The organism is Vibrio paucivorans (assembly GCF_054053395.1).
Genome location: NZ_CM133230.1, coordinates 1,035,087 through 1,060,512, shown reverse-complemented (window position 1 = coordinate 1,060,512; position 25,426 = coordinate 1,035,087). Strand labels below are relative to the sequence as shown.

Below are 25,426 nucleotides of genomic sequence, written 5' to 3'. Positions count from 1 at the left end.
AGCCAGCAAGAATCTTGCTGGCTGTGCTTGAGTTATTACTTAACGCTTGTAGCGCGGTCTAATACAGATTGCGGAATCGTCACACCAAGTTTGTCAGCAGCACCGGAATTCACTACTAAGTCAGAACCCTTAGCAACTTTCACATCTAACTCACCTGGCTGTTTGCCTTCAATAATTGCGGCTACATAATCCGCTGTTTGAACACCAACTTGGTAGTAATCGAAACCAAGTCCTGCGATCGCTCCTTTCTCTACATAAGAAGTCGCACCTGCTAAAACAGGAGTTTTCGCTTGGTTAGCAGCAACAATCATACCTTCAATCGCGCTCGCGACCGTATTGTCAGTCGGTGCATAAATCACGTCAGACTTCGCTGCAATCGCTTGAGTCGCAGACTGTACATCAGCACTTTTAAGAGCCGTTGCCTCAACAACCTCGATACCTTGCGCTTTTGCACTTTCTTTGAGTAGCTCGACAAGTGTTACCGCGTTGGCCTCTCCTGGGTTGTATACCACACCTATCGACTTAACATTCGGCAGGATTTCCTTGATCAATTCCACATGTTGGCTCACCGGAGATAAGTCGGATAAGCCTGTTACGTTTTTACCCGGCTGTTCCATTTTTTTGACTAGCTTTGCGCCAACAGGGTCGGTTACAGCCGTAAACACAACTGGAATCGAACGAGTTGCGGAAACCAAAGCTTGAGCTGTTGGCGTTGCAATACCCACTAATACATCTGGGTTTTCACCAACAAATTGGCGCGCAATTTGTACCGCGATCGCTGGATTCCCCTGTGCTGTTTTATAATCGAACTCTAAGTTTTTTCCTTGTTCATAACCTTTTGCTTTTAGCCCATCCAGTAACCCTTGACGAGCGGCATCCAAGGCAGGGTGTTCAACAATCTGAGAGACAGCAACTTTTGCCGTTTTGGCCATGATACTTGTAGAAGAGAGTAATGCAGCGCCCGCTAGAACAGCGGTCGCAATGACTTTGCCTGCTTTCATCTTAACTCCTTGATATAAGCAACGGTGATGCGAATGTTATGTTATTTTCAGCTGTGCACTTTGTGTACACATAGCACCATTATTACCAGCTACTTAGAACTAAGGGAAGAAAGTTTTAACATTTAAGCAACAAAAAGAGAGTTCGGTTGCTTGACTAAAAAATGAGCTTCGACTATCTCTCTGCATGGATGAGCAAATTCCTTGGTGTAGCACTTCGCGAGCAAAACTCATGAATCGATGCGCGATAACCATGCTCTTCCAAATAAAGTATTTTATCCAACGCAAGCCAGAGTTCGATCAAACGACGGAATGGCTGCTGGATGAGGCTTAACCTCTCCATTCGCCAGAAGCGTTCTTCTCCCAACTTCAGATACTTGTCTAGCGGGAAAGTATCCGAGTAATTGAACCCTTTTTGCTCAAATGCCCATAGAGCAAATGCCTCAAACCCATCGGAAAGCAAAGATTTCTTGATACTTGGGATTGGAACATACTCGTTTTTACCAAGTTCAATACGAAGCAAATAATCTAACCCCAAGCGATAAGTCATTTCCATTTGACGATGCCTTTTCACTCGCTCGCCACCTGTCACGGTTTCCTGCAAGGGGATACGCAGCTCAGTTTTGTTTAGCCTCAATAAAGAGCCTTTTGCGGGTAATGATAACGCCTGGTAGCTGTCATGTTTAATCAGGTGGTAACAACAAGGAGAAAATGTCACAGCCGGAAGAGAGGCTGCCACCGCTCGTTGCAGTAAAGTAACATGCAGGTCACCGCAGGCATGAAGTGCCACTGCATGCTGTTTGTCGTTAAACACGGCAGCAGAGTCAGAGCAAAACGCGTCGCCTTGGACAAACTCCATCGGTAACTCAAGTCTGTTTGCTTCGGATTGGCCAGAATCACACAGCGCTTGCTGATATTCAAAACTGGTCACTTTTTGATTTGATTGCCCTGCTAATATCCGGCCCAGAAAGCCCTTCCCAGAGCACCACTCTAACCATTCTTCTCCCACATGGCGCTCCAAAACTGCGCTTCCCATAGCAACAATTTGGTCCAACTTCCTACCAGGAACCCCCTCGGACACGCCGCGCGGTAATTCAAGCTCAGAGCTATTGAGGCTCAGAACTTGAGTATCAACAATGGTTTCAGCAAGGGAAGGAATGTACTGAGAAATAGATTGCGTAACTAATTCTGGAGATTCTTTTAGCTCACAAATCTCTTGATTTGACAGGGAAAACAACCATCGTCCTAATGAATTGTTAGCGGTAAGCTCACAGTCAGCATAGCTCAGATGAAATGGTTCAAAACGCCAAAACTCTTGGGTCTGATTTAGAAAGGTATCGAGAGTGTTAAATAGAGTGAGATATTGAGACGACATGCTTCCCCCTTGCATTGCTCTATTTTAGGGGGAAGCAGTAAGATTAGAAAGGAATTTAGCGGACTGGAAGTTCGATGTCTTTGAACATTTCTTCAATTTCCGCATTGGATTTCAAGGAAATAGCTTGTTCTACAACCGGTCTTGTCAGATGAGGTGCAAAGCGCTCCATAAAGTCGTACATGTATGAGCGTAAGAATGTGCCTCGGCGGAACCCTATACTGGTGGTACTCGCTCCAAAGATATGGCTTGCATCGATAGCAACAAGGTCTGAATCTTGTCCTTCGTCAATCGCCATACTTGCAATCACACCAACACCAATCCCCATACGGACATAAGTCTTGATTACATCAGCATCCGTTGCTGTAAATACTACTCTAGGCGTAAGCCCTACTTTGTTGAAAGCCGTATCCAATTCTGAGCGACCAGTAAAGCCAAACACATAAGTAACCAATGAATACGCGGCTAGATCCTGAATCGAAACATGAGATTTCTGCGCCAATGGATGATCTTTTGTCACAACGATAGAACGATTCCAGTGATAGCATGGCAACATAATTGCGTCTTGATACAAATGCAGAGCTTCAGTCGCAATCGCAAAGTTAGCCGTACCTTTAGCGATCGCCTCAGACATTTGGCTTGGTGTGCCTTGGTGCATGTGCAATGAAACTTTCGGATATCGGCTAGTGAAGCCTTTAATTACGTCAGGTAGAGCATAACGAGCTTGAGTGTGAGTGGTCGAAATATTCAGCGTCCCCATTTCAGGATGAGTGTGCTCTCCAGCCACCGCTTTGATGCTCTCTACGCGAGCCAAAATTTCCTGCGAGATGCGAATTATGTCTTCGCCTGCTGAAGTTACCTGAGTAAGATGCTTTCCGCTTCTTTCAAAGATCTCGATACCGAGCTCATCTTCCAAAAGACGAACCTGCTTACTTATCCCAGGTTGAGAGGTATACAGGCTCTCTGCAGTAGCAGAAACATTCAGATTATGATTTACCACTTCGACAATATATTTCAGCTGCTGTAGCTTCATTTTGACCTCGTAATCCCTTATCGACGTTCAAGACGGTTAGAATGGTTTATAATTATTAGTTATAACGTTATTCCAAACAAAATGGTAGAAAAAGTCAGTGTTATCCGCGAGGAATCAAAGATAAACAGCTTTTAGGACCGCATATTTTGCAACCCATAGCTCATATTGCTGTGCTAATTCGAACTTTTGGTTAATAATCAAAAGGCAACAAGGAATAATAAAGTACACAAATTATTGATGCAGGGAACTGATGGGATCGTGTATCCTTATCGGCTAGCCATCGAAACAACAAAGACACGGATTTTATGAATATTGGTTTAATTATTGCTCTTGTCGCTATTTTGTTGGTGTTAGTTCTTGGCTACAACATCATGCTTCAGTACAAAGTGAAGGTTGAGACAGTTAGGAAGCAAGAGTCTGCGCGACACGTTGCCATTATTGATGCTACCGAAGAGCTGATCGGTAATGCGCACCATATGCCTTACAGTAAGGATTTGCTTGTTTGCCTTAACGGTCGGATTCTTGATGCTCTGGAGAGTATGTATGAGCTTGATCCCAAGAACAAACAACTCGCTCAGCGTATCGAAAACATGAAGCAGCAGATTACCCAGCTTAAAGATAACTACCAAGGTGGGGAAAGCACAACATTCAAAGTACCGAGTAGTGACAAACAAGCAATTGTCATGCTTAAGTTAGTTAAACGCCTACGCGATACCATTCGCAGTGAGCACAACAAAGGTCGCTTTGAAACCCAAGCCTTTGTGGCAGAAAATGCACGTCTTGAGACCATTCAAGTTCGAATCAATATCGAGAACGTAATTAAACGTGCCAACGATGCTATCGTTCGTGGGCAACCTGGTACAGCAGTCCAACTATTGCGTAAAGGCATCGATGCGTTGACGACCAAAAACGACGCATACTCCAATCAGGCCCGTGAGAAACTTAAATCAATGTTTGATGACTTGGAGCAAAAGCGACAAAGCAAATCAGCAGAAGACTTACAGCAAATGGAAGAAAAAGAGCGCGACGACGATATGGAAGCACTCTTTGGTCAGAAGAAAAAGTGGTAAACTGCCACGATTGAATTATGAAATTAAGGCCGCTAATGCGGCCTTATTTATGTGTAAACGAAAATGAAACAACTACAAGAATACCAACAACTCCTCGAGCCCATTTATCAATTCCTTCAGTGCCACACTCCGGATGAGTGGGTAACAGAGGCTAAAAAGCCAGAGAACTTAAAAACGATCTTACTCGACCACCTGCTTTGTGAACTGAAAGCAGGGCAATCTGCAATGTACCTGATTCGTAAATACGCGGTCGACAAAAGTAGCGCTCATGCTTTGCTCGACTGGTTTAAGCCTTATGAAGATTTTGCCTATCGTAAAACTGGCTCGTTAGAAACACTCAAAGGGAAAAGCAACATTTCCAAATCCATAATGGCGAAATCTGATTCCCCTTATAGTCAAGATCTGATCGACAAAATGGTGTTGCTTATCAAAGAGGAGCTTCACCACTTTTATCAAGTGCTTGAGATTATGGACGCACGCGGCATCGACTATGAGCCAATCCAAGCTAGTCGCTATGCAAAAGGGTTGTTGTCTCACATGGCAACTTATGAACCTCAAACTCTGGTAGATAAGCTCATTATCGGAGCGTATATCGAGGCGCGGTCCTGTGAACGATTTGCTAAGCTTGCCCCTCACCTCGATGACGATATAGGTAAGTTCTACGTATCGTTGTTGCGTTCAGAAGCACGTCACTACCAAGATTACCTTGCGTTGGCCGAACAAGTTGCCGGATGTGATATTAGCGAACGAGTTCACTTTTTTGGGCAATTAGAAGCTGAGTTGATATCCTCTCCAGACTCAGACTTTAAGTTCCATAGCGGTATCCCTACCCTATAGCATTTATTGAAAAGGATGCACTTTAGCATCCTTTTTACTTTAGTTTACTTAGAGTCCAACAGAGCAGAACCTAGACCTGATGCATACAATTTCTTGCTGACTCGATTAAGCGCTTCCGCTTCATTTGGGCCAATTACTAGAGTGCCTTTGCTTTTTAAAACGTCCATCATAGCTTCAATACAGTTAGTGTCATTGCCCAGTTCCGGGAGCTTTTCCCGAATGAAACCAAACCAATCATCATCCATTTTCCGTTTAACTTTTTCGATCACTTCCTGACTCATCACTTGGAATTGCTGGCGGTTGTCGAAAGCGTCTTGATTAGTCCGTGCAATGTCATAAATTATGTGCGCTTTTTTCTTTGCAACCAGCATGCCCGGAATGTTGAGTTGAAGCTCTGCTATCTGACCGTTATTCATCTTCAAGAAAAATTTGATATCTTTATAACCACTGTCGTCGGCGGCAACATTAAATTGTTCCAGCCCACTCCCCACCGCCGCGAGTTGATATCGATCTTTTAACGCTTTTTGATAAGTGGATACCGCACGAAACTCCTTAGTGCTACAAATGAATAATTTCGCACTCTGTAGTTCTTTAAAGCTTTTCACTTTTACAGTAATACGGGCACAATCCTTTAAATCCCCTACGTCATTGTTACGAACTCGCGTAGTAATCTTTGCCAGAGCGCCACTGTAGCTCTTTATGCCACCATAGGCCCCGGGAGGAAAGCTAATTTCAGCTCCAAATGCAGCCCGCAGTTGCTCTGCAAACTGGTTAAGCTCTACCTGCGCTTGAATGATCTCCTTGAACATTAAAAACAGCTGCTTACGCTTGAGCTTTGCATTTGCTACTTGGCTTTTCTCTTTAAAACTCATCGCCTTGGTGTTAAGCACTTGCTTGCCAGCAGCATTACTCTCCAAGTACTTGGCTAAGTCTTCATCAAGATACTCGACTAAGTGCGCGTCATCAGTGAGAATATCGTGCATGAGCTTGCACATTTTCCCTTCTTCGCTATCGAGTAAACTCTTGGATTTGAGCATTCCTTTCAATTCGGCAAGGCTAGATTGATACTCTTTCTGGTTCACCAATCGAAAGCCCTGAGATAAATGGGTCGATTGATTAATTCTCTTCAACACTTCTGATTTAATTTTAGCTACATCACCTGCACTAACCATTTTGCTCGCAGGAGACGACAAAACTTCACTTTCTGCTGCGCTACCTTGGTGCGGCATAAAAACATCCTTATTTATAGTTTTGTTATTACCATATACAAACCTAATAGAAAAAAAGTGTTAATCACCAGTAACAAGGCAAATCAAACACAAAAAAAAGCCAGCAAGTGCTGGCTATTTTAGGTTTAATAAATCATTAACTTAGCGACAGGTTGATCTCACGTAACACTAAATCAGGGTCTTGAGCTTGTGTGATAGGTCGGCCAATCACTAAATAGTCAGAACCCGCTTGAATCGCATCAACTGGCGTCATAATACGTTTCTGGTCACCCATCGCTGCGCCCGCAGGACGGATGCCAGGTGTAACAAGTTTAAACTCTTTACCCAGTTCACGTTTAAGCATTGAAGCTTCCTGCGCTGAACAGACTACGCCGTCTAAACCAGAGTTCTTAGTAAGGTTAGCGAGACGAATAACTTGCTCTTGTGGAGCGATATCCAAGCCAATCCCAGCTAAGTCACTTTGTTCCATACTGGTCAGTACGGTTACACCAATAAGGAGTGGGCGATCTTTTCCGTATGGCTCTAAAATCTCTCGTGAAGCGCTCATCATACGCTCTCCACCACCTGCATGTACATTCACCATCCACACGCCCATTTCCGCTGCAGCACGTACCGCTTTAGAACACGTGTTTGGAATGTCATGAAACTTTAGGTCTAGGAACACTGAAAACCCACGCTTGTGAAGCTCTTTAACGAAATCAGGACCAAATAGCGTAAACATCTCCTTGCCCACTTTAAGCCGACATAACGACGGGTCAATTTTGTCAACAAAAGCGAGTGCGTCAGCTTGGTTGTCGTAATCCAGCGCTACAATAACTTTTTGGTCGATCATTTCATCTCCTAATTACTTTTTGAAACTCGAAAAAAAGCAGCGGGATCGCCGCTGCTAAATTTGGATTGGCATAGCCAATCAATACTTTACTCACCATCTAGCCCACGTATTGGCTTAATGGTTCCCCACCCCTTACAGGAAGGACAGTGCCAATACATAGAGTGGGTAGAGAACCCACATTTACGGCATCGATAATGAGGCTTAACTTTTAACTGTTCACCCACAAGCTTTTGTAGCGTGCTCAGACTGGCTTTCGCCCTCCCTTCTTCTGCATCCGCTAGGTGATAATCCATTAATCGGTAAAAACCTTTCATCGTCGGGTTTTTTACCAACTGACGAGTCAACAGCTCCTGCGCCGCTCCAACGCCATCGTGCTGAGCGACTAACTGGGCTAGCATTAATTCGGCAGATACACCGGCTTTACGAGAGATGCATTCCCTTAGAAACTCAACTAAACCACTTTCTTGCCCTAGATGGTGGTAACAATCTGCGAGAGTTGGAAGCACTTCCCCAATAAAGTCTATATCTTGCTCTAGCACCATTTCCATATATTGGGCGGTTTTTGCGTAATCTTCTGCTTCAAGAAAAAGTTTACCAAGGGAAATACTTGCTCGAACACATTTCGGGTCTTCTGAGAGCGCGCGCTGAAAATACTGAATTGCTTTGCCGTGTTGTCCGTCGGACTTCTCTTGCATCGCAAGCTCACACCAAAAGTGGGCGATTGTCGATTTCATTCTTTTGCGACCCAGTTTTACCAGCAAGCTCGCATAATGAATCGCATTACTCCACTCTCTCGTTTGTTGGTAAATCGCTACCAACTGCTGTAGTGCTGCTTCCTTGTGATCGGGCTCATCGACCAATTGTTCAAAAATCTTCTCAGCGCGATCGAGAAAACCCGAAACCATATAATCTTTTGCTAGTTGCTGAAGCGCGATGTTCTTTTGGTCGATGGTCAACCCTGAACGAGAGATCAAATTTTGGTGAATACGAATGGCGCGGTCTACTTCACCTCTAGAGCGAAATAGATTACCGAGGGCTAAATGAGTATCGATGGTTTCATCATCGACTTGCAACAGTTCGATAAAATGATCGACCGCTTTATCAGACTGATCGGAAAGCAGTAAGTTCAAGCCAGTCACATACTGACGAGATATCTGATTGGAATGTTTTTGCTTGTCTTGTTTCGCACTGCGATTACCCATGTACCAGCCATAAGCGGCGGCAATAGGGAGTAACAAGAAGAGTATCTCAAGCATTAAAAATCTACCGTTTAAACTAAGACTTTACTTCTGTGGTATCCGTCACTGGTGTTAGCTTTTTCAGTTGTTTGTTCAACTTCCTAACTTCAAGACGAGATTTCAAATGCAAACTGCCAAAAATAGCCCACGCCACAGCGAAGCCTACAACAAATACGCTACCAAGTAGTGTGGAAAGATGGAAATCACCCTGTGCGAGCAAATAATTAAATGTTACGACCGCTTGATTTTGAGAGCCTAACGCAAGCGCAATAAGAAACAGAGCCAGTACCAGAACGATTTTTATAATTTTCATAATCCACTACCCCTAATATTAATGGCAGGTACGATTATGCAGGAAAACACGCTTACAAACCATGGCTATTGCAAATATTGTGGCTTTAAAAAAGCGGCATACGATAAAGTATGCCGCTTCTTATTGTTCTTGTAAGATCGAGGTTAACCGATATTTACACGTTCACGTAATTCTTTGCCAGGTTTAAAGTGAGGGACATACTTGCCTTCTAATTCCACTTTGTCACCCGTTTTAGGATTACGACCAACACGAGGTTCACGGTAATGCAAAGAGAAGCTACCGAACCCACGGATTTCGATTCTGTCACCACCTTCAAGTGTTGAAGCCATGTGCTCTAGTATGTCTTTCACAGCGTCTTCAATCTCTTTGGCGGATAAATGCGTTTGCTCGGCACATAGTCGTTCAATCAGTTCAGACTTAGTCATAGTTTCCCTCATTGGTTTCTTTTTAGAAATTATAGACCTATCAAGAAAATAAGCAAAAAAAAAGGAGCCTTTCGGCTCCCTTCTTAGCTAATAGCTATTAATCTCTTATCGAGAAACTATTATTCGCCTTTAGCAGCTTTGAATGCATCTGCCATAGCATTACCGAACGCGCCTTCTTCAGCTTTGTTCAGAGTTGCCATTGCTTCTTGCTCTTCAGCTTCATCTTTCGCTTTGATAGATAGGTTGATTACGCGGTTCTTACGGTCTACACCAGTGAACTTCGCTTCAACGCTGTCACCAACGCTTAGGATTAGAGATGCATCTTCGATACGGTCACGTGAAACTTCAGAAGCGCGGATGTAACCTTCAACGCCATCTACAAGTTCAATAGTTGCGCCTTTAGCGTCAACTGCAGTAACAGTACCGTTTACTAGAGTACCTTTCTTGTTGTCAGCAACGTATGCGTTGAACGGGTCGTTTTCCATTTGCTTAACGCCTAGAGAAATACGCTCACGCTCTGCATCTACAGCTAGAACTACTGCAGAGATCTCGTCACCTTTCTTGTACTCACGCACAGCTTCTTCACCTGGAACGTTCCAAGAGATGTCAGATAGGTGAACTAGACCGTCGATGCCGCCGTCAAGACCGATGAAGATACCGAAGTCAGTGATAGACTTGATCTTACCAGTAACTTTGTCGCCTTTAGCTTGTGCTTCAGCGAATGACTGCCATGGGTTAGCTTTACACTGTTTCAGACCTAGAGAAATACGACGACGCTCTTCGTCAATCTCAAGAACAATAACCTCAACTTCGTCGCCTACATTAACAACTTTAGATGGGTGGATGTTCTTGTTAGTCCAATCCATTTCTGAAACGTGTACTAGACCTTCAACGCCTTCTTCGATTTCAACGAAGCAGCCGTAGTCAGTTAGGTTAGTAACGCGACCAGAAAGCTTGTGACCTTCTGGGTAACGCTTAGCGATAGCTACCCATGGATCTTCGCCTAGTTGCTTAAGACCTAGTGATACGCGAGTACGCTCACGGTCGAACTTAAGAACTTTAACTTGGATCTCGTCACCAACGTTAACGATCTCAGATGGGTGCTTAACACGCTTCCAAGCCATATCTGTGATATGTAGAAGACCGTCAACACCACCAAGATCAACGAATGCACCGTAGTCAGTAAGGTTCTTAACGATACCTTTAACTTCAGAACCTTCTTGTAGAGTTTCTAGAAGCTCGTCACGCTCAACACTGTTCTCAGATTCGATAACAGCACGGCGAGAAACAACTACGTTGTTACGCTTTTGGTCAAGTTTAATAACTTTGAACTCTAGCTCTTTGTTTTCTAGGTGAGCAGTGTCACGGATAGGACGTACGTCTACTAGAGAGCCTGGAAGGAAAGCACGGATACCGTTTAGTTCAACAGTGAAACCGCCTTTAACTTTACCGTTGATGATACCAACAACAGTTTCAGCTTCTTCGTAAGCTTTCTCAAGAACGATCCAAGCTTCGTGACGCTTAGCTTTCTCACGAGAAAGTTGAGTTTCACCGAAACCATCTTCAACAGCGTCTAGAGCTACGTCTACTTCAGCGCCAACTTCAACTTCAAGTTCGCCAGCAGCGTTCTTGAACTGTTCAGCAGGGATAGCAGATTCAGACTTAAGACCAGCGTCAACAAGAACGAAACCGTTCTCGATAGCTACTACAGTACCTTTAACGATGCTGCCTTGTTGGAATTCTGTTTCGTTTAGAAACTCTTCAAAGAGTTGGGCAAAAGATTCAGTCATTTATTTAATCTTCAATAAATTAAACGTCCACGGGTTTCCTACCACATGGGGTTATTAAATTCGCCGGTCATCATCCTTGCGACCAACGTTCTCAGCTGATTGAGTATAGTTTACTTAATCAGTTTTGATTCGATATATTGTAGTGCTTTTTCGACAACTTCGTCGATACCCATCGACGTAGAATCAAGCACCAGCGCATCCTCAGCAGGGCGCAAAGGCGCCACTGGGCGATTACGATCTCGATCGTCTCGCTCTTGGATCTCGCTCAAAAGGTCGTCAAATTTAACATCTAACCCCTTGCCTTGCAACTGTTTAAGGCGTCTGTTAGCACGCTCTTCAGCACTCGCATCAAGGAAGATTTTTGCTTCTGCAGATGGGAAAACGACAGTACCCATGTCACGACCATCGGCAACTAGGCCATTTCCCTCGGAGAATGCTCTTTGTCTACGAAGCAATGCTTCACGTACACGCGGCAAAGCCGCAACTTTAGATGCAGCCATCCCTGTTTGTTCTTTTCTTAGTTCTTGGGAAACATCTTCACCTTCAAGGATAACTTTTACCAAGTCACCCTCTGCGATGAACTGAACATCTAAATGTGTAGCAAGCGGAACGAGTCCATCTTCTGATTCGGTATCGACACCATGGTGGATTGCAGCCAAGGCAAGCACACGATAAATTGCTCCGGAATCAAGAAGACTAAAACCTAATTTATTAGCCAGTAACATACATAGTGTGCCTTTACCGGCGCCACTAGGTCCATCAACGGTTATCACCGGTGTTTGAGAGGACATGTTTTACTCCACGTGGTTTCAAACCAAGATACGTATGCCTTGGCTGTTATCGGCGCAAAATTATAATGCTTCTAGATGAATCCTGCTAGCGATGATTCGTTATACTTAAGTAAGGAGTAAAAACGAAAGTACCGCTTACTCAATCCCGGTTCAGCTGGCTTTTGAGTTAAGCGGCACAATATTACATTTACAGTTGTATGCGTTCTCGGTTCTTATCTACCGTTGTTTGACCTATTCCAGAAACACCAACCAGCTCATCTGCAGACTTAAAGTCTCCGTTATTATCTCGGTAATCCACTATCGCTTGTGCTTTTTTGATTCCGATGCCTTTTAGCAACGTAGCCAATTCGTCGGCGTTCGCTTGGTTGATATTGACCGTAATTTCGATACCTTCGTATTGGTCACTATCCGCAACCGCCAACCCACTCGACACGCCCATCATTAACAAGGCAGCAAGAACAATAGATTTAAAGTACATAAAACCTCCTTTTGATTGAAAAGGCTTACTGTAAATCCATTACTCTGATTAATAACCTGGCAGAGCGTAAAAACAAAACGGACTGCATAGGCAGTCCGTTTTTAATAGTTATATAAATTACACTAAAGCGTGTTATTGGCTCACTGCGTAATATTCGATATCTGTACTACTACGAAGAATGCTCAACACACCAGACAAATCTTGTTGCGAGTTCAACTGTGTTAGCTGAGTACCAATTTGCTCACCATATTGAGAGTCTACTTTCGCTTCAACTTTATCCAGTGATACCAATACGATATTACCTTCGAAATCTTTAGTTTGAGCATAAACAGAGTTACCTGCTTCTGGCTTAGCTAAAGCAAATACAGTGTCAGCGAATGCTGAGCTACGATCGATAGTTTCTGTCTCACCAAACTCCAGTGAGTTAGATTCTAGAACAGAAACATCACCCGACTTAAGGCCGTCAATAACCGTCTCAGCAAGTTCTATAGCTTGTTGCTCACCTTTCACTTTAGCTAACTGTGTTACAACTTGCTCTCGAACTTCTTCCAGAGGCAGAACCGTTTCGTCACGTGCATCTTCGACACGCACAACAATCACGTGCTCAGGAGCAATTTCTATTACTTCTGAGTTCAAACCATCTTCTTTCACTTCTGGGCTTAGGATAGCTTGAAGAACGGCAGGCGTCTTCAGTACATCTGGCGCATCTTGCTGAGATATAAAGTCTGTAGTATGAATTTTCTGGCTTACGGCATTCGCTGCATCGTCAAGTGAGTCAGGGTATTCAAAAGCAACCGTTTCAAGTTCACTTTGCAACTCGTAAAACTGGTCAATCGCTTCTTGATCAGTCAGCTCTTGCTTAATTTCAGCGGCAACTTCTTCATAAGGTTTCGCTACTGAATCTTTCAGCTCGTCAAGCTTAATGATGTGGTAGCCAAAGTTAGACTTAACTAAACCAGTAACATCACCAACATTTTTCAGAGCAAATGCTGCCTTTTCAAATTCTGGGTCCATTACGTCGCGTTCAATCCAACCCAGTGAACCACCTTCTTCTGAGCTACCAAGGTCTTCTGACTTCTCTTCGGCCAAAGCTGCAAAGTCAGCACCTGAATTCAATTCATCCAAGATCGCTTGTGCTTTTGACTCGTCTTCACCTTGAATTAGAATATGGCTAACTTTTCGTTGCTCTTCCGAAGAATATTTATCAAGGTGCTCTTGGTAGTATTGCTTAACCTGTTCATCGCTAATAGCGACTTGCTGCTTTAACTGCTGAGCAGATAATTCAACATAAGCGACTTTCACCTGTTCTGGACGAGTGTAGCGCTCAGGGTTTTGTTTGTAATACTCTTCAATCTGCGCGTCATCAAGCGTCACTTTGTTTGCAAATTCTTCAAGAGAAAGAGTTACTGTACGAATATCACGAGTCTGAGTAATTAGCTTACTTTGAGAGTCAATCTCACCTTGAAGGGAGAAGTCGCTGCCCTGTAGAGCTGTCAGTAACTGATTACGGACAAGATCTTTACGTAAATACTGAGCAAAGCTCTCAGCCGAGAAGCCTGCACGACGCAGTGCTGCTTGATAGATTTCTTGATCGAATTTACCGTCACTTTGGAACTGAGGCATTTCAAGAATCATGGTGCGGATTTGAGCATCACTTACACGAAGACCTAAAGACTCAGCATGCTGCTCTAAAAGCACGTCATTAACCATACGGTCAAGAACAGATTTACGAAATGATGCAACATACGATGGGTCTGCCAGTAGGTTAGAAAAATAATCACCTAGCTGAGACTGCATACGATTTCGCTCATTTTGGTACGCTTGCTCAAACTCACCACGTGCGATTTCAGTATTGCCAACTTTTGCCGCTGCGTTATTACTACCACCAACGATATAGCTACCAACACCGGCAAATACGAAAGAAAGGATGATTAATCCTAGGATAATTTTGACCGCGATGCTGTTCACGCCTTCGCGTAATCGATCCATCATAATTTAACTGTTCTCCACAAATGAAGCATTGTACTTCTACAACAAAAATCTATTGCGCGATAATACCAGAAAAAGAAATGCGCATCAGTATGATGCGCATAATTTAAAAAGGTTCGAAATAAGTTCGCATTTTTAATCAATGCGCAACCTATTTGATTAGTTGCAAGATTCTTTAAGCGCTTTACCTGCTTTGAATGCTGGTACTTTAGCTTCTGCGATTTGGATCTCTTCACCAGTTTTTGGGTTACGACCAGTGCGTGCAGCACGAGTACGTACGCTGAAAGTACCAAAACCAACTAGCGCTACTTGATCGCCAGATTGTAGAGTGTCACCTACTGCTTCGATGAATGCGTCTAGAGCGCGGCCTGCTGATGCTTTAGAAATGTCAGCGTTCTCGGCAATTTTTTCTACTAATTGTGTTTTATTCACTGTGATTCCCCTTTGTGCTACCGATTTATTATTTTTAAAGGTAGCTTTCGTTCCATTTACGTTTCATGTTAGCTGAAGCCTTGTTACAAAAGGCTTCAGCCTTAGTCGGTAACGTTAGCGCCCAAAAAAAACGCTGACAAGCCTTTTTGGGCGAATCAGCGTAATCTTTTACTTATTTTTGCTGCACATCACTATTTTTTAGCGACAAACTCAACCCCTGACGGGTCTCGCTCTAGTGCAACTTTAAGAACTTCATCAATCCATTGAACTGGAATTACTTTTAGGTCAGCAATAACATTGTCTGGAATCTCTTCCAAATCACGTTCGTTGTCTTTCGGAATCAATACCGTTTTGATGCCACCACGGTGTGCCGCGAGTAATTTCTCTTTTAGACCACCGATAGGTAGAACTTCACCACGTAAGGTAATTTCACCCGTCATGCCTACTTCTGCTTTAACAGGGTTACCTGTAAGGCTAGAAACAAGCGCTGTACACATTGCGATACCTGCACTTGGGCCATCTTTAGGTGTTGCACCTTCCGGAACGTGGACATGGATATCACGTTTCTCATAGAAATCTGAGTTAATACCCAGCTTTTCAGCACGTGAACGAACAACAGTCATTGCCGCTTGGATCGACTCTTTCATTACGTCGCCAAGAGAACCCGTTTGCGTCAGCTTACCTTTACCAGGCATCGCTTCTGTTTCGATGGTCAACAAGTCACCACCTACTTGTGTCCAAGCTAGGCCTGTCACTTGGCCGATACGGTTGCTGTCGTCCGCCTTACCAAAGTCATGACGTTGAACACCTAGATACTCTTTCAGGTTATCCATCGTGACTGTTACAGACTTCAAGCTTGTATCAAGCAGAATGTTCTTCACTGCTTTACGACAGATCTTAGAAATCTCACGCTCTAAGCTACGCACACCCGCTTCACGCGTGTAGTAACGAATGATGCCGATGATCGCTGAATCTTCGATGGTTATTTCGTTTGGCTTCAGACCGTTGCGCTTAACTTGCTTATCCACAAGGTGACGCTTCGCAATGTTCAGTTTTTCATCTTCGGTGTAACCAGACAGACGAATCACTTCCATACGGTCTAGTAGTGGGCCTGGAATATCCATCGAGTTAGATGTCGCCACGAACATAACATCTGATAAATCGTAATCCACCTCTAGGTAGTGATCATTAAATGCATTGTTCTGTTCTGGATCCAATACTTCAAGCAGCGCTGAAGATGGGTCACCACGCATATCTGAAGACATCTTGTCGATTTCATCCAAAAGGAACAATGGGTTTTTAACCCCGACTTTCGACATTTTCTGAATCAGCTTACCCGGTAGTGAACCGATGTAAGTACGACGGTGTCCACGGATTTCAGCTTCGTCGCGCACGCCACCTAGTGCCATGCGAGTGTACTTACGGCCCGTTGCTGCAGCGATAGAACGACCCAGAGATGTTTTACCTACACCTGGAGGACCAACAAGACAAAGGATTGGACCTTTCAATTTGTTGATACGATTTTGTACCGCTAAATACTCTAGGATACGTTCTTTAACACGCTCTAAGCCATAATGGTCTTCGTTCAGAATCTCTTCTGCTTTAGCTAAATTCTTTTTCACCTTCGAGCGCTTTGCCCAAGGGACGCCGACCATCCAGTCGATGTAGCTGCGTACCACAGTTGCTTCTGCAGACATCGGTGACATCATTTTAAGCTTTTGCAGCTCTTGCTCAGTTTTCTCACGAGCTTCTTGAGGCATCTTTGACTCTTCGATTTTCTGTTTAAGAACTTCGAATTCATCAACGCCATCTTCAGTCTCACCAAGCTCTTTCTGAATGGCTTTCATTTGCTCATTCAAGTAATACTCGCGCTGAGATTTTTCCATCTGTTTTTTAACGCGACCACGGATGCGTTTCTCAACTTGAAGGATGTCAATTTCTGACTCCATTTGTCCCATCAGGAACTCAAGGCGTTCGGTTACATCTAGGATTTCTAACACTTGTTGCTTATCAACAAGTTTTAGGGGCATGTGCGCTGCGATGGTGTCCGCCAAACGCGCCGCTTCATCAATACCATTAAGAGATGTCAGTACTTCTGGTGGGATTTTCTTGTTTAGCTTGATGAAACCTTCGAACTGGTTAATCGCACTGCGCACAACCACTTCTTGCTCTTTGTCGTCGAGCTCGGGAGTTTGCAGGAACTCTGCATCCGCCAAGAAGAATTCATTCTCTTTAAATTGCGTAATCTTGGCACGTTGTTGACCTTCGACGAGTACCTTAACTGTGCCATCAGGTAATTTCAGCAACTGTAAAATCGTTGCGACTGTCCCGACTTCGAACAAATCATCTTGAGTTGGTTCGTCGGTTTCAGCCTGCTTTTGAGCAACTAGAAGGACTTGCTTGTTGTTATCTATCGCCGCTTCTAAGCAGCTAATAGACTTTTCACGACCAACAAACAAAGGAATAACCATATGAGGATAAACGACCACATCACGTAGTGGCAGTACGGGGATCTCGATACGCTCGGAACGTTCCAAGTTCATATATTTCTCTCTTCCGCTTTCATGTTTAACGCATAACTTGTTAAGCAGTATATGGGGGCTAATCCATTGGATTCAATGAAAGAATAAAAAAAAGGAGGTATTTAATACCTCCTTTGAACATTTTGATTATTTTTACTCAGCGCCAGCGGCTTGATTATCGGTGTTACTGTAGATCAGTAATGGTTCCGACTCACCATTAATCACCGTCTCATCAATAACGACTTTACTTACGTCCGTCGCTGATGGAAGTTCATACATGGTTTCTAAAAGCACGCTTTCTAAGATAGAACGCAGACCACGAGCACCAGTTTTACGCTCCATCGCTTTCTTAGCGATAGCGCGTAGGGCATCTTCACGGAACTCAAGTTCAACGTCTTCTAAATCGAAGAGTGCGCCATACTGTTTCGTCAGAGCGTTCTTTGGTTCACAAAGAATCTGAATCAGTGCTTCTTCATCGAGCTCTGTCAGCGTTGTAGTAACCGGAAGACGACCAATAAACTCAGGAATAAGGCCATATTTAACCAAATCTTCTGGCTCAACTTGAGTAAACAGTTCACCAACAGTCTTAGTTTCATCTTTAGAACGAACTTCCGCGCCGAAGCCAATGCCTGTACCGGTTGCAACGCGCTGCTCTATCACTTTATCTAAGCCAGCAAATGCGCCGCCACAGATAAATAGAATCTTAGAAGTATCAACTTGCAAGAATTCTTGCTGAGGATGCTTACGGCCACCTTGAGGTGGAACTGAAGCTACCGTTCCTTCAACGAGTTTAAGTAGTGCTTGTTGAACACCTTCACCCGATACGTCACGTGTGATAGATGGGTTTTCCGCTTTACGAGAAATCTTGTCGATTTCATCAATGTACACAATACCACGTTCTGCTTTCGCTACGTCGTAGTCACACTTTTGCAGCAGCTTCTGAATGATGTTTTCTACATCTTCACCAACATAACCCGCTTCAGTAAGCGTCGTTGCGTCTGCCATAGTGAAAGGTACATCTAGGAAACGAGCGAGCGTCTCTGCAAGGAGTGTCTTACCACTACCTGTTGGGCCGATAAGCAAGATATTACTCTTACCAAGTTCAACCCCTTCGCTCGTTGTATCACCGTTACGTAAACGCTTGTAGTGGTTATATACCGCAACAGCGAGCACTTTCTTCGCGTAATCTTGGCCAATTACATAGTCATCAAGGTGTTCACGAATTTCTTTAGGCGTTGGTAACGCTTCAGATTGTTTCTTAGGCAGAACATCTTTGATTTCTTCACGAATGATGTCGTTACATAAGTCGACACATTCATCACAAATGTAAACTGAAGGGCCGGCGATTAGCTTGCGAACTTCGTGCTGGCTTTTGCCACAGAAAGAGCAATACAGTAATTTGCTGCTACCACTCTCTTTGCTTTTGTCTGTCATTCGCTAACCTCTTAGCCTTTACTCTTTATGTTTGAGTGTATATCAATTTAAACCAAATTGCGTTAGACAATCCGTATGGATTTACTCACCGCGGTGGTTCAAAACTGCATCCACTAAACCGTATTCTACAGCTTGATCTGATGACATGAAGTTATCACGATCAGTATCACGCTCGATAATCTCTAATGGCTGACCCGTGTGTTCAGCAAGTAACGAGTTAAGCTTTTGCTTAATCGATAGAATTTCTTGTGCGTGAATTTGGATATCAGACGCTTGGCCTTGGAATCCACCTAGCGGTTGGTGAATCATTACGCGCGAGTTTGGTAGCGCGTAACGCTTACCTGGTGCGCCACCAGCTAGTAGGAATGCGCCCATTGAGCACGCCTGCCCCATACATACTGTGCTCACGTTTGGCTTGATGAACTGCATTGTGTCATAGATAGACATACCCGCTGTTACGCTACCGCCAGGTGAGTTGATGTAAAGGAAGATATCTTTGTCTGGGTTTTCAGACTCTAAGAAAAGAAGTTGAGCCACGACGAGATTCGCCATGTGGTCTTCCACTTGACCGGTAAGGAAAATAACGCGTTCTTTGAGTAGACGAGAATAAATATCGTAAGAACGTTCACCACGGGAAGTTTGCTCAACCACCATAGGTACTAACGCGTCTAAAATCGGCGACATTGCATTTTTTTCTTGATAGCTCATATTCTTATGTCCCTAAAATAAATGGTCCGGATGATTAGCATCATACGGACCATTGTTAGCAGAATAGTTAACGCTAAGTCAACTACCTACGCAATATATTGCTTATTGAGCTGGCTGCTGTTGGTTCATTAGCTCGTTGAAGCTAACTTCTTTTTCAGAAACCTGAGCTTTAGCAATGATCGCATCGATAGCTTGCTCTTCTAAAGCAACGTTACGCATGTTGTTCATCATTTGCTCGTTTTGCTCGTAGTAAGCAATCACTTCTGATGGATCTTCGTATGCTGTAGCCATTTCTTCGATAAGCGCTTTAACTTTCTCATCGTCAGCTTTTAGCTCTTCAGACTTGATTACTTCACCAAGAAGAAGACCAACTACTACGCGACGCTTAGCTTGCTCTTCGAATAGCTCACGAGGAAGCTGTTCTGCTGCTTCAGGGTTACCACCGAAACGCTGTGCAGCTTGCTGACGTAGAGTACCAATTTCTTGGTCGATAAGTGCAGCTGGTACGTCGATGTCGTTTTCTTTAACTAGACCGTCGATCGCTTGCTCTTTGATGCGGTTCTTAACAGCTTGCTTAAGCTCACGCTCCATGTTCTTGCGTACTTCAGCTTTAAGTGCTTCAACACCGCCTTCAGCAACACCAAACTTAGCAACGAACTCGTCGTTGATTTCTGGAAGTTCACGAGCTTCTACTTTGTTCACTTTGATTGCGAACTTAGCTGCTTTACCTTTAAGGTTTTCTGCGTGGTAATCTTCTGGGAAAGTCACGTCGATTTCGAATTCCATACCCGCTGTTTTACCAGTGATACCGTCTTCAAAACCAGGAATCATACGACCAGCACCCATTTCTAGTGGGAAGTTCTCAGCTTTACCACCTTCGAACTCTTCACCGTCGATAGAACCAACGAAGTCGATAGTTGCACGAGTGCCTTCTTCAGCTGCAGTGTCAACTTCAGCCCAAGCTGCTTGTTGCTTACGTAGAGTTTCGATCATCTCTTCAACGTCAGCGTCGTTTACTTCAACTGCTGGCTTCTCAACAGAGATGCTGTCTAGGCCTTTTAGTTCTACTTCTGGGTAAACTTCAAAAGTAGCGTTGAAAACTAGGTCTGCACCTTCGTTACTTTCAACTGGAGCGAAAGTTGGAGCGCCCGCTGGGTTGATCTTTTCTTTTACGATTGCTTCGATGAAGTGACGTTGCATTACTTCGCCCATCACGTCTTGACGTACTGCTTTGCCGTACATCTTAGCAACCATTTTTAGAGGCACTTTGCCTTTACGGAAACCATCGAAACGACGGTTTTTTGCGATGTTGCGTAGTTCTGCAGTAACAGCGTCTTCGATGTTAGCAGCAGGAACAGTAATATTAAGACGGCGCTCTAGGCCTTCTAGCGTTTCAACAGTAACTTGCATTATTTTTAAACCTCAAAAATGGCTCAGTAACCTGAGCATGTGAGCCACCACGAATAACAATATTGTGTGGCTGCATCCTTGTTCCGCACCGTGGGCACGTTGTTAAATTGAGCATCGGCCCAGCCAAAACTGGAACCGGACTAATCAGCGATATCTTTGCGATTAAAAGCGAAAGGTATCTCCGATTAGCCTCAGGACAAAATTTTAGACGCAGCATTCTAACGAGCTGAAACAATGCTGTCGACCCGTACACCGTTATCAGGTGCCCAGATTTCCAAAATCTTGTCTAACTGCTACAAAATCCACCATATTAGCGATGGTATTCGATGAAATGGGGACAATAACGGCTATTTCAAGGGAGTCGATGCTTTTTTTTGTCTGAATGTATAAAAAGAGATCTCGCTCCTGTTTTACCCCTCATATTTCTTATCTTTTTGCCCAGAAAAGTGTTGAAACATTTACGCTACAAATAGAGACCCAGAGGATATTTGAAGTTGCTAATTCGACGTATTAACCTGCTCTTTTTGTTGTCCTTTACCTTTATCTCGGTAATAGGCGCTCATTTAGTTTGGGACAACCACTACCAGCAAGTGCGAACTGAACACCAAGCGCAGTTAGATCGATTCGCCGATCATATCTCAAGCAAACTTGATAAGTACGCCCATATCCCTAGGCTTCTTTCAAAAGATACCGAACTGATTGACGCCCTTCGCTCTCCAGACAATCCAGCTCAAATAGATATCACTAACCGCTACCTTGAAAAGGTTAACTCCGTGATTCAAGCAGCTGACAGTTACCTCATCGACCGCGAAGGTAACACCATTGCGTCGAGTAACTGGAATATTTCCCGCTCATTTATCGGACGGAACTTTGCTTGGCGTCCATACTTCCAACAAGCCATCGAGGGCAATGAAAGTCAATATTTTGCCCTAGGGTCAACGTCTGGTCTAAGAGGCTACTATTACTCCTATCCAGTTGAGTACGCGGCCGAAACCATGGGTGTTGTTGTGGTCAAAATGGATTTGTCCGCGATAGAAGAGAACTGGAAAAGCAAACAAAGCTACTTTGTCGCCACCGACCCAAATAATGTCATTTTCATGTCGAGTAAGCCAGAGTGGCTATTCAAGAGCTTGTCGACACTCACCAATGCTCAGCGCAATGAAGTCCTCAATAGTCGCCAGTATCTCGATACCAATATTCGCTCACTCGGTTTGACTGGCGATCTTTCCCAGCCATATAGCGAACTCCAAAACCCATTTAAGGGTTGGATTAAAGGTGATTTCTTAGTGTCATCACGCAAGCTCGACCTACTACCGCTAGATATCCGAGTATTGTCACCCAAAATAGCGCTGTTTTGGCGTGTATTTGGTTTTGTCGTCATCTTGGGCTTGGTATTCACCATATTTTATCTGGCCTTTTTACTTATGTATCACCGTAGGCAAAAACATCGCCAACTCGAGCGGATACAATCCGAAGCGAAACAAAAATTAGAGTTTTTGGTTATGGATCGCACCGCTGAATTGCACGCCGAAATTGATGAGCGTAGTCGAACAGAGCAAGTGCTTAGACAAACCCAGGATGAGCTAATTCAAGCGGCTAAATTGGCGGTGCTCGGGCAAATGTCTGCAAGTATCAGCCACGAGCTCAATAATCCACTAGCCGCCATTCGCAGCTTTGCTGATAATGGTCGCCGCTTTTTAAGCCTCGAAAAATATGAAAGGGTCGACGACAACCTAGAACGCATCTCCTCTTTAACGGAGCGAATGGCGAAAATCAGTGAGCAACTTAAATCGTTTGCACGAAAATCTGACAGCCAAGATACTCAAGTAACTCAAGTCGATTCCATTATCCGCTATTCACACGAGTTAATGGCCGCTCAGTTGAAATCAAATATGGTGACACTTGAGATACAACTGGCGTCTTCAAGCCCAGTGGTTGAGATTAACCCAATCCAAATGGAACAAGTTCTAATTAACCTGATCACCAATGCGATTCAGGCTATGGACGGGCAAGACTACAAACGAATAGATCTCACTACTAAAGAGTGTGATGGACAACTGATTATCAGTATTTCCGACAATGGACCGGGCATTGAGCGCGATAAAATCCCTCACCTATTTGAACCATTTTATACCACTAAGAAAAACGGCCTTGGACTTGGGCTTTCCATCTCGCAACAAATCCTGCTTGCAATGGGAGGCCATATGGAAGTGTCAACAAGCGATCTCGGTGGGGCCTGCTTTTCCATATCGTTACCAATTTATACGCAAGGATGATGTATGTGCGATGTTTTCTTTATCGACGATGAAAGTGATATTCGTATCGCAATTGAGCAAAGCTTCGAATTAGAAGACATTAATGCGCGATTCTTCTCTTCGGCTGAAGATGCCTTACTCGCTATTAAACAGGATGGCCTACCAAAAGTTATAGTAACGGATATTTGCTTACCTGGTGTGTCGGGAGAGAACTTGCTTACTACCGTCATGCACCAGCACGATGATATCCCAATCATTTTGATCACTGGGCACGGTGACATCAGCATGGCGGTCAACGCGATGCACAACGGCGCCTACGATTTTATAGAGAAACCCTTTCCACCAGAAAGGCTAATCGAAACCGTATATCGCGCCATAGAAAAACAGACATTGGTACTGGAAAACCAGCAACTCAAGAGAAACCTCAAAGCCAGCCAGATTCTAGGCCCACGAATCATTGGAGATACGGCTAGTATCCAACAATTACGTGACACTATCACCCACGTCGCCGATACCGATGCCGATATTCTATTGTTCGGCGAAACAGGAACAGGTAAAGAGTTAGTTGCTCGTTCTCTACACGAACAGAGCCAGCGGCGGGAACATAATTTCGTTGCGATTAACTGCGGCGCTGTTCCTGAAAACTTGATTGAAAGTGAACTGTATGGGCATGAAAAAGGCGCGTTTACCGGCGCCGAAAGTCGCAGAATTGGTAAGCTGGAACATGCCCAAGGCGGAACGCTGTTTCTGGATGAAATAGAGTCAATGCCAATACAAGCTCAGATTCGATTACTTAGAGTACTTCAAGAGCGTCACTTCGAACGTGTCGGCTCTAACGAGCTACATGCGCTCGATATCCGAGTTATTGCCGCAACCAAAGTCGACTTAAAACTGGCCGCCCAACAGGGCACCTTCCGCCAAGACCTATATTACCGCCTCAATATTGTCACGCTAGATTTACCACCGCTACGCGAACGAAAAGAAGACATTCCGGCTCTATTCCACCACTTCTTACTTGTGGCAGCCTCTCGCTATGGCAAAGCAGCAACCTCTCTACCCGCTAGCGACCTTGCAACTTTGTTGAGCCATGACTGGCCGGGTAATGTGCGCGAGTTGCGTAACGCTGCAGAGCGCTTTGTATTACTTGGAAAATTGATGCAGCTGAACGACTCTACAAACACAGCACCCTCTTCAGCAGGCTTGGCCGAACAAGTAGCCGAATTTGAACGAAGTGCTATTGAACAAGCGCTGATAGAGTGCGAAGGTCGCATCAACGACACAATGTCAGTTCTGCAAGTTGCGCGCAAAACCCTTTACGACAAAATGCAGCGCTACGGGCTAGACAAAGATAACTACAAAGCAGACTAGCTTCGTAGCATCGTATCAAGTTGATCGACAATCTCAGCCCAGTCGGCATCTTCATCTATGGCCTCTTTGAGAAAAGCGGCCTGTGAAGACGACCAAAATATCGCTTCATGGATAGAGGTGCCCACTACGAGTCCATTGTGCTGATTAATGAAATCTGCAATTTCTTCAGTAGAATGGCCTAAACCAAGCTGTTTAAACAATTCAGGGATTGAGTGTTGATGACGCTCCATAACCAATATCCTGTTTGCCATTACACTCTCTAACTATAGTTCATCCCTACCTTTCCAATTAGAACCTTTATTTGGAATAAGCGATATTCCAAAAATACCATTCAAATCATCAGGTTACTTTTGTTACGGTTTGTTTTTTTATTAACCTTCGTTTGCATATTGCTAACTTAATAATAACTAAGAGAACAACCATGAAAATTGCTCAACTGTCACTCGCAGTGGGAACTGCAATCGCGCTGTCGGCGTGTAGTTCGATGGATCAAAACGTATATCTGACACCAGAAGGAAACGAGGTGACTTACAGCCAGTTTGCACCAGACGACAAACTCGGTTGTCAAATGGTTCACGAGACCGAATATTATAAGATACCGAAACCAAAAGCTGGCTTATTCGAAGACCAAGCACAGCTTGAATACGACCAATATGTCGTGAATGCAGAGAAGTTTGCCAATACTTCTGCAAAGTATGATGCGAACTATATTGAAGTTACGACTATTGAAAAGTTTTCTCCGTCAATGGAGATTTCTACAGTTGACACTTACGGCCTGATTTCCAAAGGCACCACTACAACTTTCTCGGTAAACTGGAACCCGCAATTTGTGAAAGCGGGCTATTACCAATGTTCTGAGCTGTAGTTTTTAGGTAAGTCCATACATAAAAAGGAGCAAATGG

At 44.1% G+C, this 25,426-nt stretch carries 23 protein-coding genes; 5 read left to right on the top strand and 18 right to left on the bottom strand.

The features are described 5' to 3' along the window. Nucleotides 1-35: 35 nt before the first annotated feature. The 3 genes from ACXABW_RS05055 to cysB all read right to left on the bottom strand — a co-directional run bounded on the left by ACXABW_RS05055 (nucleotide 36) and on the right by cysB (nucleotide 3,403). A complete protein-coding gene (locus ACXABW_RS05055) occupies nucleotides 36-1,001 on the bottom strand; it encodes an ABC transporter substrate-binding protein (protein WP_252030213.1) in 966 nt (321 codons plus the stop codon). A gap of 172 nt (nucleotides 1,002-1,173) precedes the next feature. Next, nucleotides 1,174-2,373, bottom strand: a complete 1,200-nt coding sequence (locus tag ACXABW_RS05050) for a methyltransferase (RefSeq protein ID WP_457524321.1) — start codon at nucleotides 2,371-2,373, stop codon at nucleotides 1,174-1,176. A 55-nt stretch (nucleotides 2,374-2,428) separates the two neighbouring features. Continuing rightward, complete coding sequence (cysB, locus tag ACXABW_RS05045) at nucleotides 2,429-3,403, bottom strand: HTH-type transcriptional regulator CysB (protein ID WP_252030209.1); 975 nt, start codon at nucleotides 3,401-3,403, stop codon at nucleotides 2,429-2,431. Nucleotides 3,404-3,708: 305 nt separating this feature from the next. Between cysB and ACXABW_RS05040 the strand changes: the two genes are divergently transcribed. After that, the gene (locus ACXABW_RS05040) at nucleotides 3,709-4,473 is read left to right on the top strand and encodes a DNA repair protein (RefSeq protein WP_457524318.1); all 765 of its coding nucleotides are present in this window, start codon (nucleotides 3,709-3,711) and stop codon (nucleotides 4,471-4,473) included. Nucleotides 4,474-4,536: 63 nt separating this feature from the next. Next, entirely contained in the window at nucleotides 4,537-5,310 is a 774-nt protein-coding gene (gene miaE / locus ACXABW_RS05035; protein ID WP_457524317.1) for a tRNA isopentenyl-2-thiomethyl-A-37 hydroxylase MiaE, read from the top strand. Between the two features lie 44 nt (nucleotides 5,311-5,354). On the opposite strand, the gene ACXABW_RS05030 is transcribed toward miaE, so the two are convergent. The 14 genes from ACXABW_RS05030 to tig form a co-directional block, all read right to left on the bottom strand. After that, nucleotides 5,355-6,539 carry a hypothetical protein gene (locus tag ACXABW_RS05030; RefSeq protein ID WP_457524316.1) on the bottom strand — a complete coding sequence of 395 codons (1,185 nt, stop codon included), beginning with the start codon at nucleotides 6,537-6,539 and terminating at the stop codon, nucleotides 5,355-5,357. 136 nt (nucleotides 6,540-6,675) lie between these two features. Beyond that, nucleotides 6,676-7,371 carry an orotidine-5'-phosphate decarboxylase gene (pyrF, locus tag ACXABW_RS05025; protein ID WP_252030201.1) on the bottom strand — a complete coding sequence of 232 codons (696 nt, stop codon included), beginning with the start codon at nucleotides 7,369-7,371 and terminating at the stop codon, nucleotides 6,676-6,678. An 86-nt stretch (nucleotides 7,372-7,457) separates the two neighbouring features. Beyond that, entirely contained in the window at nucleotides 7,458-8,627 is a 1,170-nt protein-coding gene (gene lapB, locus ACXABW_RS05020; RefSeq protein ID WP_252030199.1) for a lipopolysaccharide assembly protein LapB, read from the bottom strand. A 19-nt stretch (nucleotides 8,628-8,646) separates the two neighbouring features. Beyond that, complete coding sequence (locus ACXABW_RS05015) at nucleotides 8,647-8,922, bottom strand: LapA family protein (RefSeq protein WP_252030198.1); 276 nt, start codon at nucleotides 8,920-8,922, stop codon at nucleotides 8,647-8,649. Between the two features lie 143 nt (nucleotides 8,923-9,065). After that, on the bottom strand, nucleotides 9,066-9,347 hold the full coding sequence (gene ihfB / locus ACXABW_RS05010; protein WP_252030196.1) for an integration host factor subunit beta: 282 nt from the start codon (nucleotides 9,345-9,347) through the stop codon (nucleotides 9,066-9,068). Between the two features lie 119 nt (nucleotides 9,348-9,466). Next, nucleotides 9,467-11,137, bottom strand: coding sequence for a 30S ribosomal protein S1 (rpsA, locus tag ACXABW_RS05005; protein WP_457524314.1), 1,671 nt, complete (start codon nucleotides 11,135-11,137; stop codon nucleotides 9,467-9,469). A gap of 110 nt (nucleotides 11,138-11,247) precedes the next feature. Further along, on the bottom strand, nucleotides 11,248-11,928 hold the full coding sequence (gene cmk / locus ACXABW_RS05000; protein WP_252030191.1) for a (d)CMP kinase: 681 nt from the start codon (nucleotides 11,926-11,928) through the stop codon (nucleotides 11,248-11,250). Between the two features lie 187 nt (nucleotides 11,929-12,115). Then, nucleotides 12,116-12,370, bottom strand: a complete 255-nt coding sequence (locus ACXABW_RS04995; protein WP_457524950.1) for a ComEA family DNA-binding protein — start codon at nucleotides 12,368-12,370, stop codon at nucleotides 12,116-12,118. A 168-nt stretch (nucleotides 12,371-12,538) separates the two neighbouring features. Beyond that, entirely contained in the window at nucleotides 12,539-14,398 is a 1,860-nt protein-coding gene (gene ppiD, locus ACXABW_RS04990) for a peptidylprolyl isomerase (RefSeq protein ID WP_457524311.1), read from the bottom strand. A gap of 156 nt (nucleotides 14,399-14,554) precedes the next feature. Continuing rightward, a complete protein-coding gene (locus ACXABW_RS04985) occupies nucleotides 14,555-14,827 on the bottom strand; it encodes an HU family DNA-binding protein (RefSeq protein WP_252030185.1) in 273 nt (90 codons plus the stop codon). A gap of 191 nt (nucleotides 14,828-15,018) precedes the next feature. Next, complete coding sequence (gene lon / locus ACXABW_RS04980) at nucleotides 15,019-17,370, bottom strand: endopeptidase La (RefSeq protein WP_457524309.1); 2,352 nt, start codon at nucleotides 17,368-17,370, stop codon at nucleotides 15,019-15,021. A 132-nt stretch (nucleotides 17,371-17,502) separates the two neighbouring features. Further along, the gene (gene clpX / locus ACXABW_RS04975; protein ID WP_252030181.1) at nucleotides 17,503-18,783 is read right to left on the bottom strand and encodes an ATP-dependent protease ATP-binding subunit ClpX; all 1,281 of its coding nucleotides are present in this window, start codon (nucleotides 18,781-18,783) and stop codon (nucleotides 17,503-17,505) included. Nucleotides 18,784-18,864: 81 nt separating this feature from the next. Continuing rightward, nucleotides 18,865-19,491: an ATP-dependent Clp endopeptidase proteolytic subunit ClpP gene (gene clpP / locus ACXABW_RS04970; protein WP_252030179.1), complete on the bottom strand. Its 627-nt coding sequence runs from the start codon at nucleotides 19,489-19,491 to the stop codon at nucleotides 18,865-18,867. A 102-nt stretch (nucleotides 19,492-19,593) separates the two neighbouring features. After that, complete coding sequence (gene tig / locus ACXABW_RS04965) at nucleotides 19,594-20,901, bottom strand: trigger factor (RefSeq protein ID WP_457524307.1); 1,308 nt, start codon at nucleotides 20,899-20,901, stop codon at nucleotides 19,594-19,596. 494 nt (nucleotides 20,902-21,395) lie between these two features. Here tig and ACXABW_RS04960 point away from each other — a divergent pair, with 494 nt between their 5' ends. Beyond that, a complete protein-coding gene (locus tag ACXABW_RS04960) occupies nucleotides 21,396-23,177 on the top strand; it encodes a sensor histidine kinase (RefSeq protein WP_457524305.1) in 1,782 nt (593 codons plus the stop codon). 3 nt (nucleotides 23,178-23,180) lie between these two features. After that, entirely contained in the window at nucleotides 23,181-24,524 is a 1,344-nt protein-coding gene (locus ACXABW_RS04955; protein ID WP_457524304.1) for a sigma-54-dependent transcriptional regulator, read from the top strand. Here ACXABW_RS04955 and ACXABW_RS04950 read toward each other — a convergent pair. Further along, the gene (locus ACXABW_RS04950; protein ID WP_265687357.1) at nucleotides 24,521-24,754 is read right to left on the bottom strand and encodes a DUF2789 domain-containing protein; all 234 of its coding nucleotides are present in this window, start codon (nucleotides 24,752-24,754) and stop codon (nucleotides 24,521-24,523) included. The two genes, ACXABW_RS04955 and ACXABW_RS04950, sit on opposite strands and share 4 nt — an antisense overlap. 191 nt (nucleotides 24,755-24,945) lie before the next feature. Here ACXABW_RS04950 and ACXABW_RS04945 point away from each other — a divergent pair, with 191 nt between their 5' ends. After that, nucleotides 24,946-25,389 carry a hypothetical protein gene (locus ACXABW_RS04945; protein WP_265687350.1) on the top strand — a complete coding sequence of 148 codons (444 nt, stop codon included), beginning with the start codon at nucleotides 24,946-24,948 and terminating at the stop codon, nucleotides 25,387-25,389. Nucleotides 25,390-25,426 lie beyond the last annotated feature (37 nt).

Excerpts from the sequence above, each read along its gene's own strand:
- ACXABW_RS05055 (WP_252030213.1), bottom strand. The coding sequence starts at position 1,001 with ATGAAAGCAGGCAAAGTCATTGCGACCGCTGTTCTAGCGGGCGCTGCA.
- ACXABW_RS05050 (WP_457524321.1), bottom strand. The coding sequence starts at position 2,373 with ATGTCGTCTCAATATCTCACTCTATTTAACACTCTCGATACCTTTCTA.
- cysB (WP_252030209.1), bottom strand. The coding sequence starts at position 3,403 with ATGAAGCTACAGCAGCTGAAATATATTGTCGAAGTGGTAAATCATAAT.
- ACXABW_RS05040 (WP_457524318.1), top strand. The coding sequence starts at position 3,709 with ATGAATATTGGTTTAATTATTGCTCTTGTCGCTATTTTGTTGGTGTTA.
- miaE (WP_457524317.1), top strand. The coding sequence starts at position 4,537 with ATGAAACAACTACAAGAATACCAACAACTCCTCGAGCCCATTTATCAA.
- ACXABW_RS05030 (WP_457524316.1), bottom strand. The coding sequence starts at position 6,539 with ATGCCGCACCAAGGTAGCGCAGCAGAAAGTGAAGTTTTGTCGTCTCCT.
- pyrF (WP_252030201.1), bottom strand. The coding sequence starts at position 7,371 with ATGATCGACCAAAAAGTTATTGTAGCGCTGGATTACGACAACCAAGCT.
- lapB (WP_252030199.1), bottom strand. The coding sequence starts at position 8,627 with ATGCTTGAGATACTCTTCTTGTTACTCCCTATTGCCGCCGCTTATGGC.
- ACXABW_RS05015 (WP_252030198.1), bottom strand. The coding sequence starts at position 8,922 with ATGAAAATTATAAAAATCGTTCTGGTACTGGCTCTGTTTCTTATTGCG.
- ihfB (WP_252030196.1), bottom strand. The coding sequence starts at position 9,347 with ATGACTAAGTCTGAACTGATTGAACGACTATGTGCCGAGCAAACGCAT.
- rpsA (WP_457524314.1), bottom strand. The coding sequence starts at position 11,137 with ATGACTGAATCTTTTGCCCAACTCTTTGAAGAGTTTCTAAACGAAACA.
- cmk (WP_252030191.1), bottom strand. The coding sequence starts at position 11,928 with ATGTCCTCTCAAACACCGGTGATAACCGTTGATGGACCTAGTGGCGCC.
- ACXABW_RS04995 (WP_457524950.1), bottom strand. The coding sequence starts at position 12,370 with ATGATGGGCGTGTCGAGTGGGTTGGCGGTTGCGGATAGTGACCAATAC.
- ppiD (WP_457524311.1), bottom strand. The coding sequence starts at position 14,398 with ATGATGGATCGATTACGCGAAGGCGTGAACAGCATCGCGGTCAAAATT.
- lon (WP_457524309.1), bottom strand. The coding sequence starts at position 17,370 with ATGAACTTGGAACGTTCCGAGCGTATCGAGATCCCCGTACTGCCACTA.
- clpX (WP_252030181.1), bottom strand. The coding sequence starts at position 18,783 with ATGACAGACAAAAGCAAAGAGAGTGGTAGCAGCAAATTACTGTATTGC.
- clpP (WP_252030179.1), bottom strand. The coding sequence starts at position 19,491 with ATGAGCTATCAAGAAAAAAATGCAATGTCGCCGATTTTAGACGCGTTA.
- tig (WP_457524307.1), bottom strand. The coding sequence starts at position 20,901 with ATGCAAGTTACTGTTGAAACGCTAGAAGGCCTAGAGCGCCGTCTTAAT.
- ACXABW_RS04955 (WP_457524304.1), top strand. The coding sequence starts at position 23,181 with ATGTGCGATGTTTTCTTTATCGACGATGAAAGTGATATTCGTATCGCA.
- ACXABW_RS04950 (WP_265687357.1), bottom strand. The coding sequence starts at position 24,754 with ATGGAGCGTCATCAACACTCAATCCCTGAATTGTTTAAACAGCTTGGT.
- ACXABW_RS04945 (WP_265687350.1), top strand. The coding sequence starts at position 24,946 with ATGAAAATTGCTCAACTGTCACTCGCAGTGGGAACTGCAATCGCGCTG.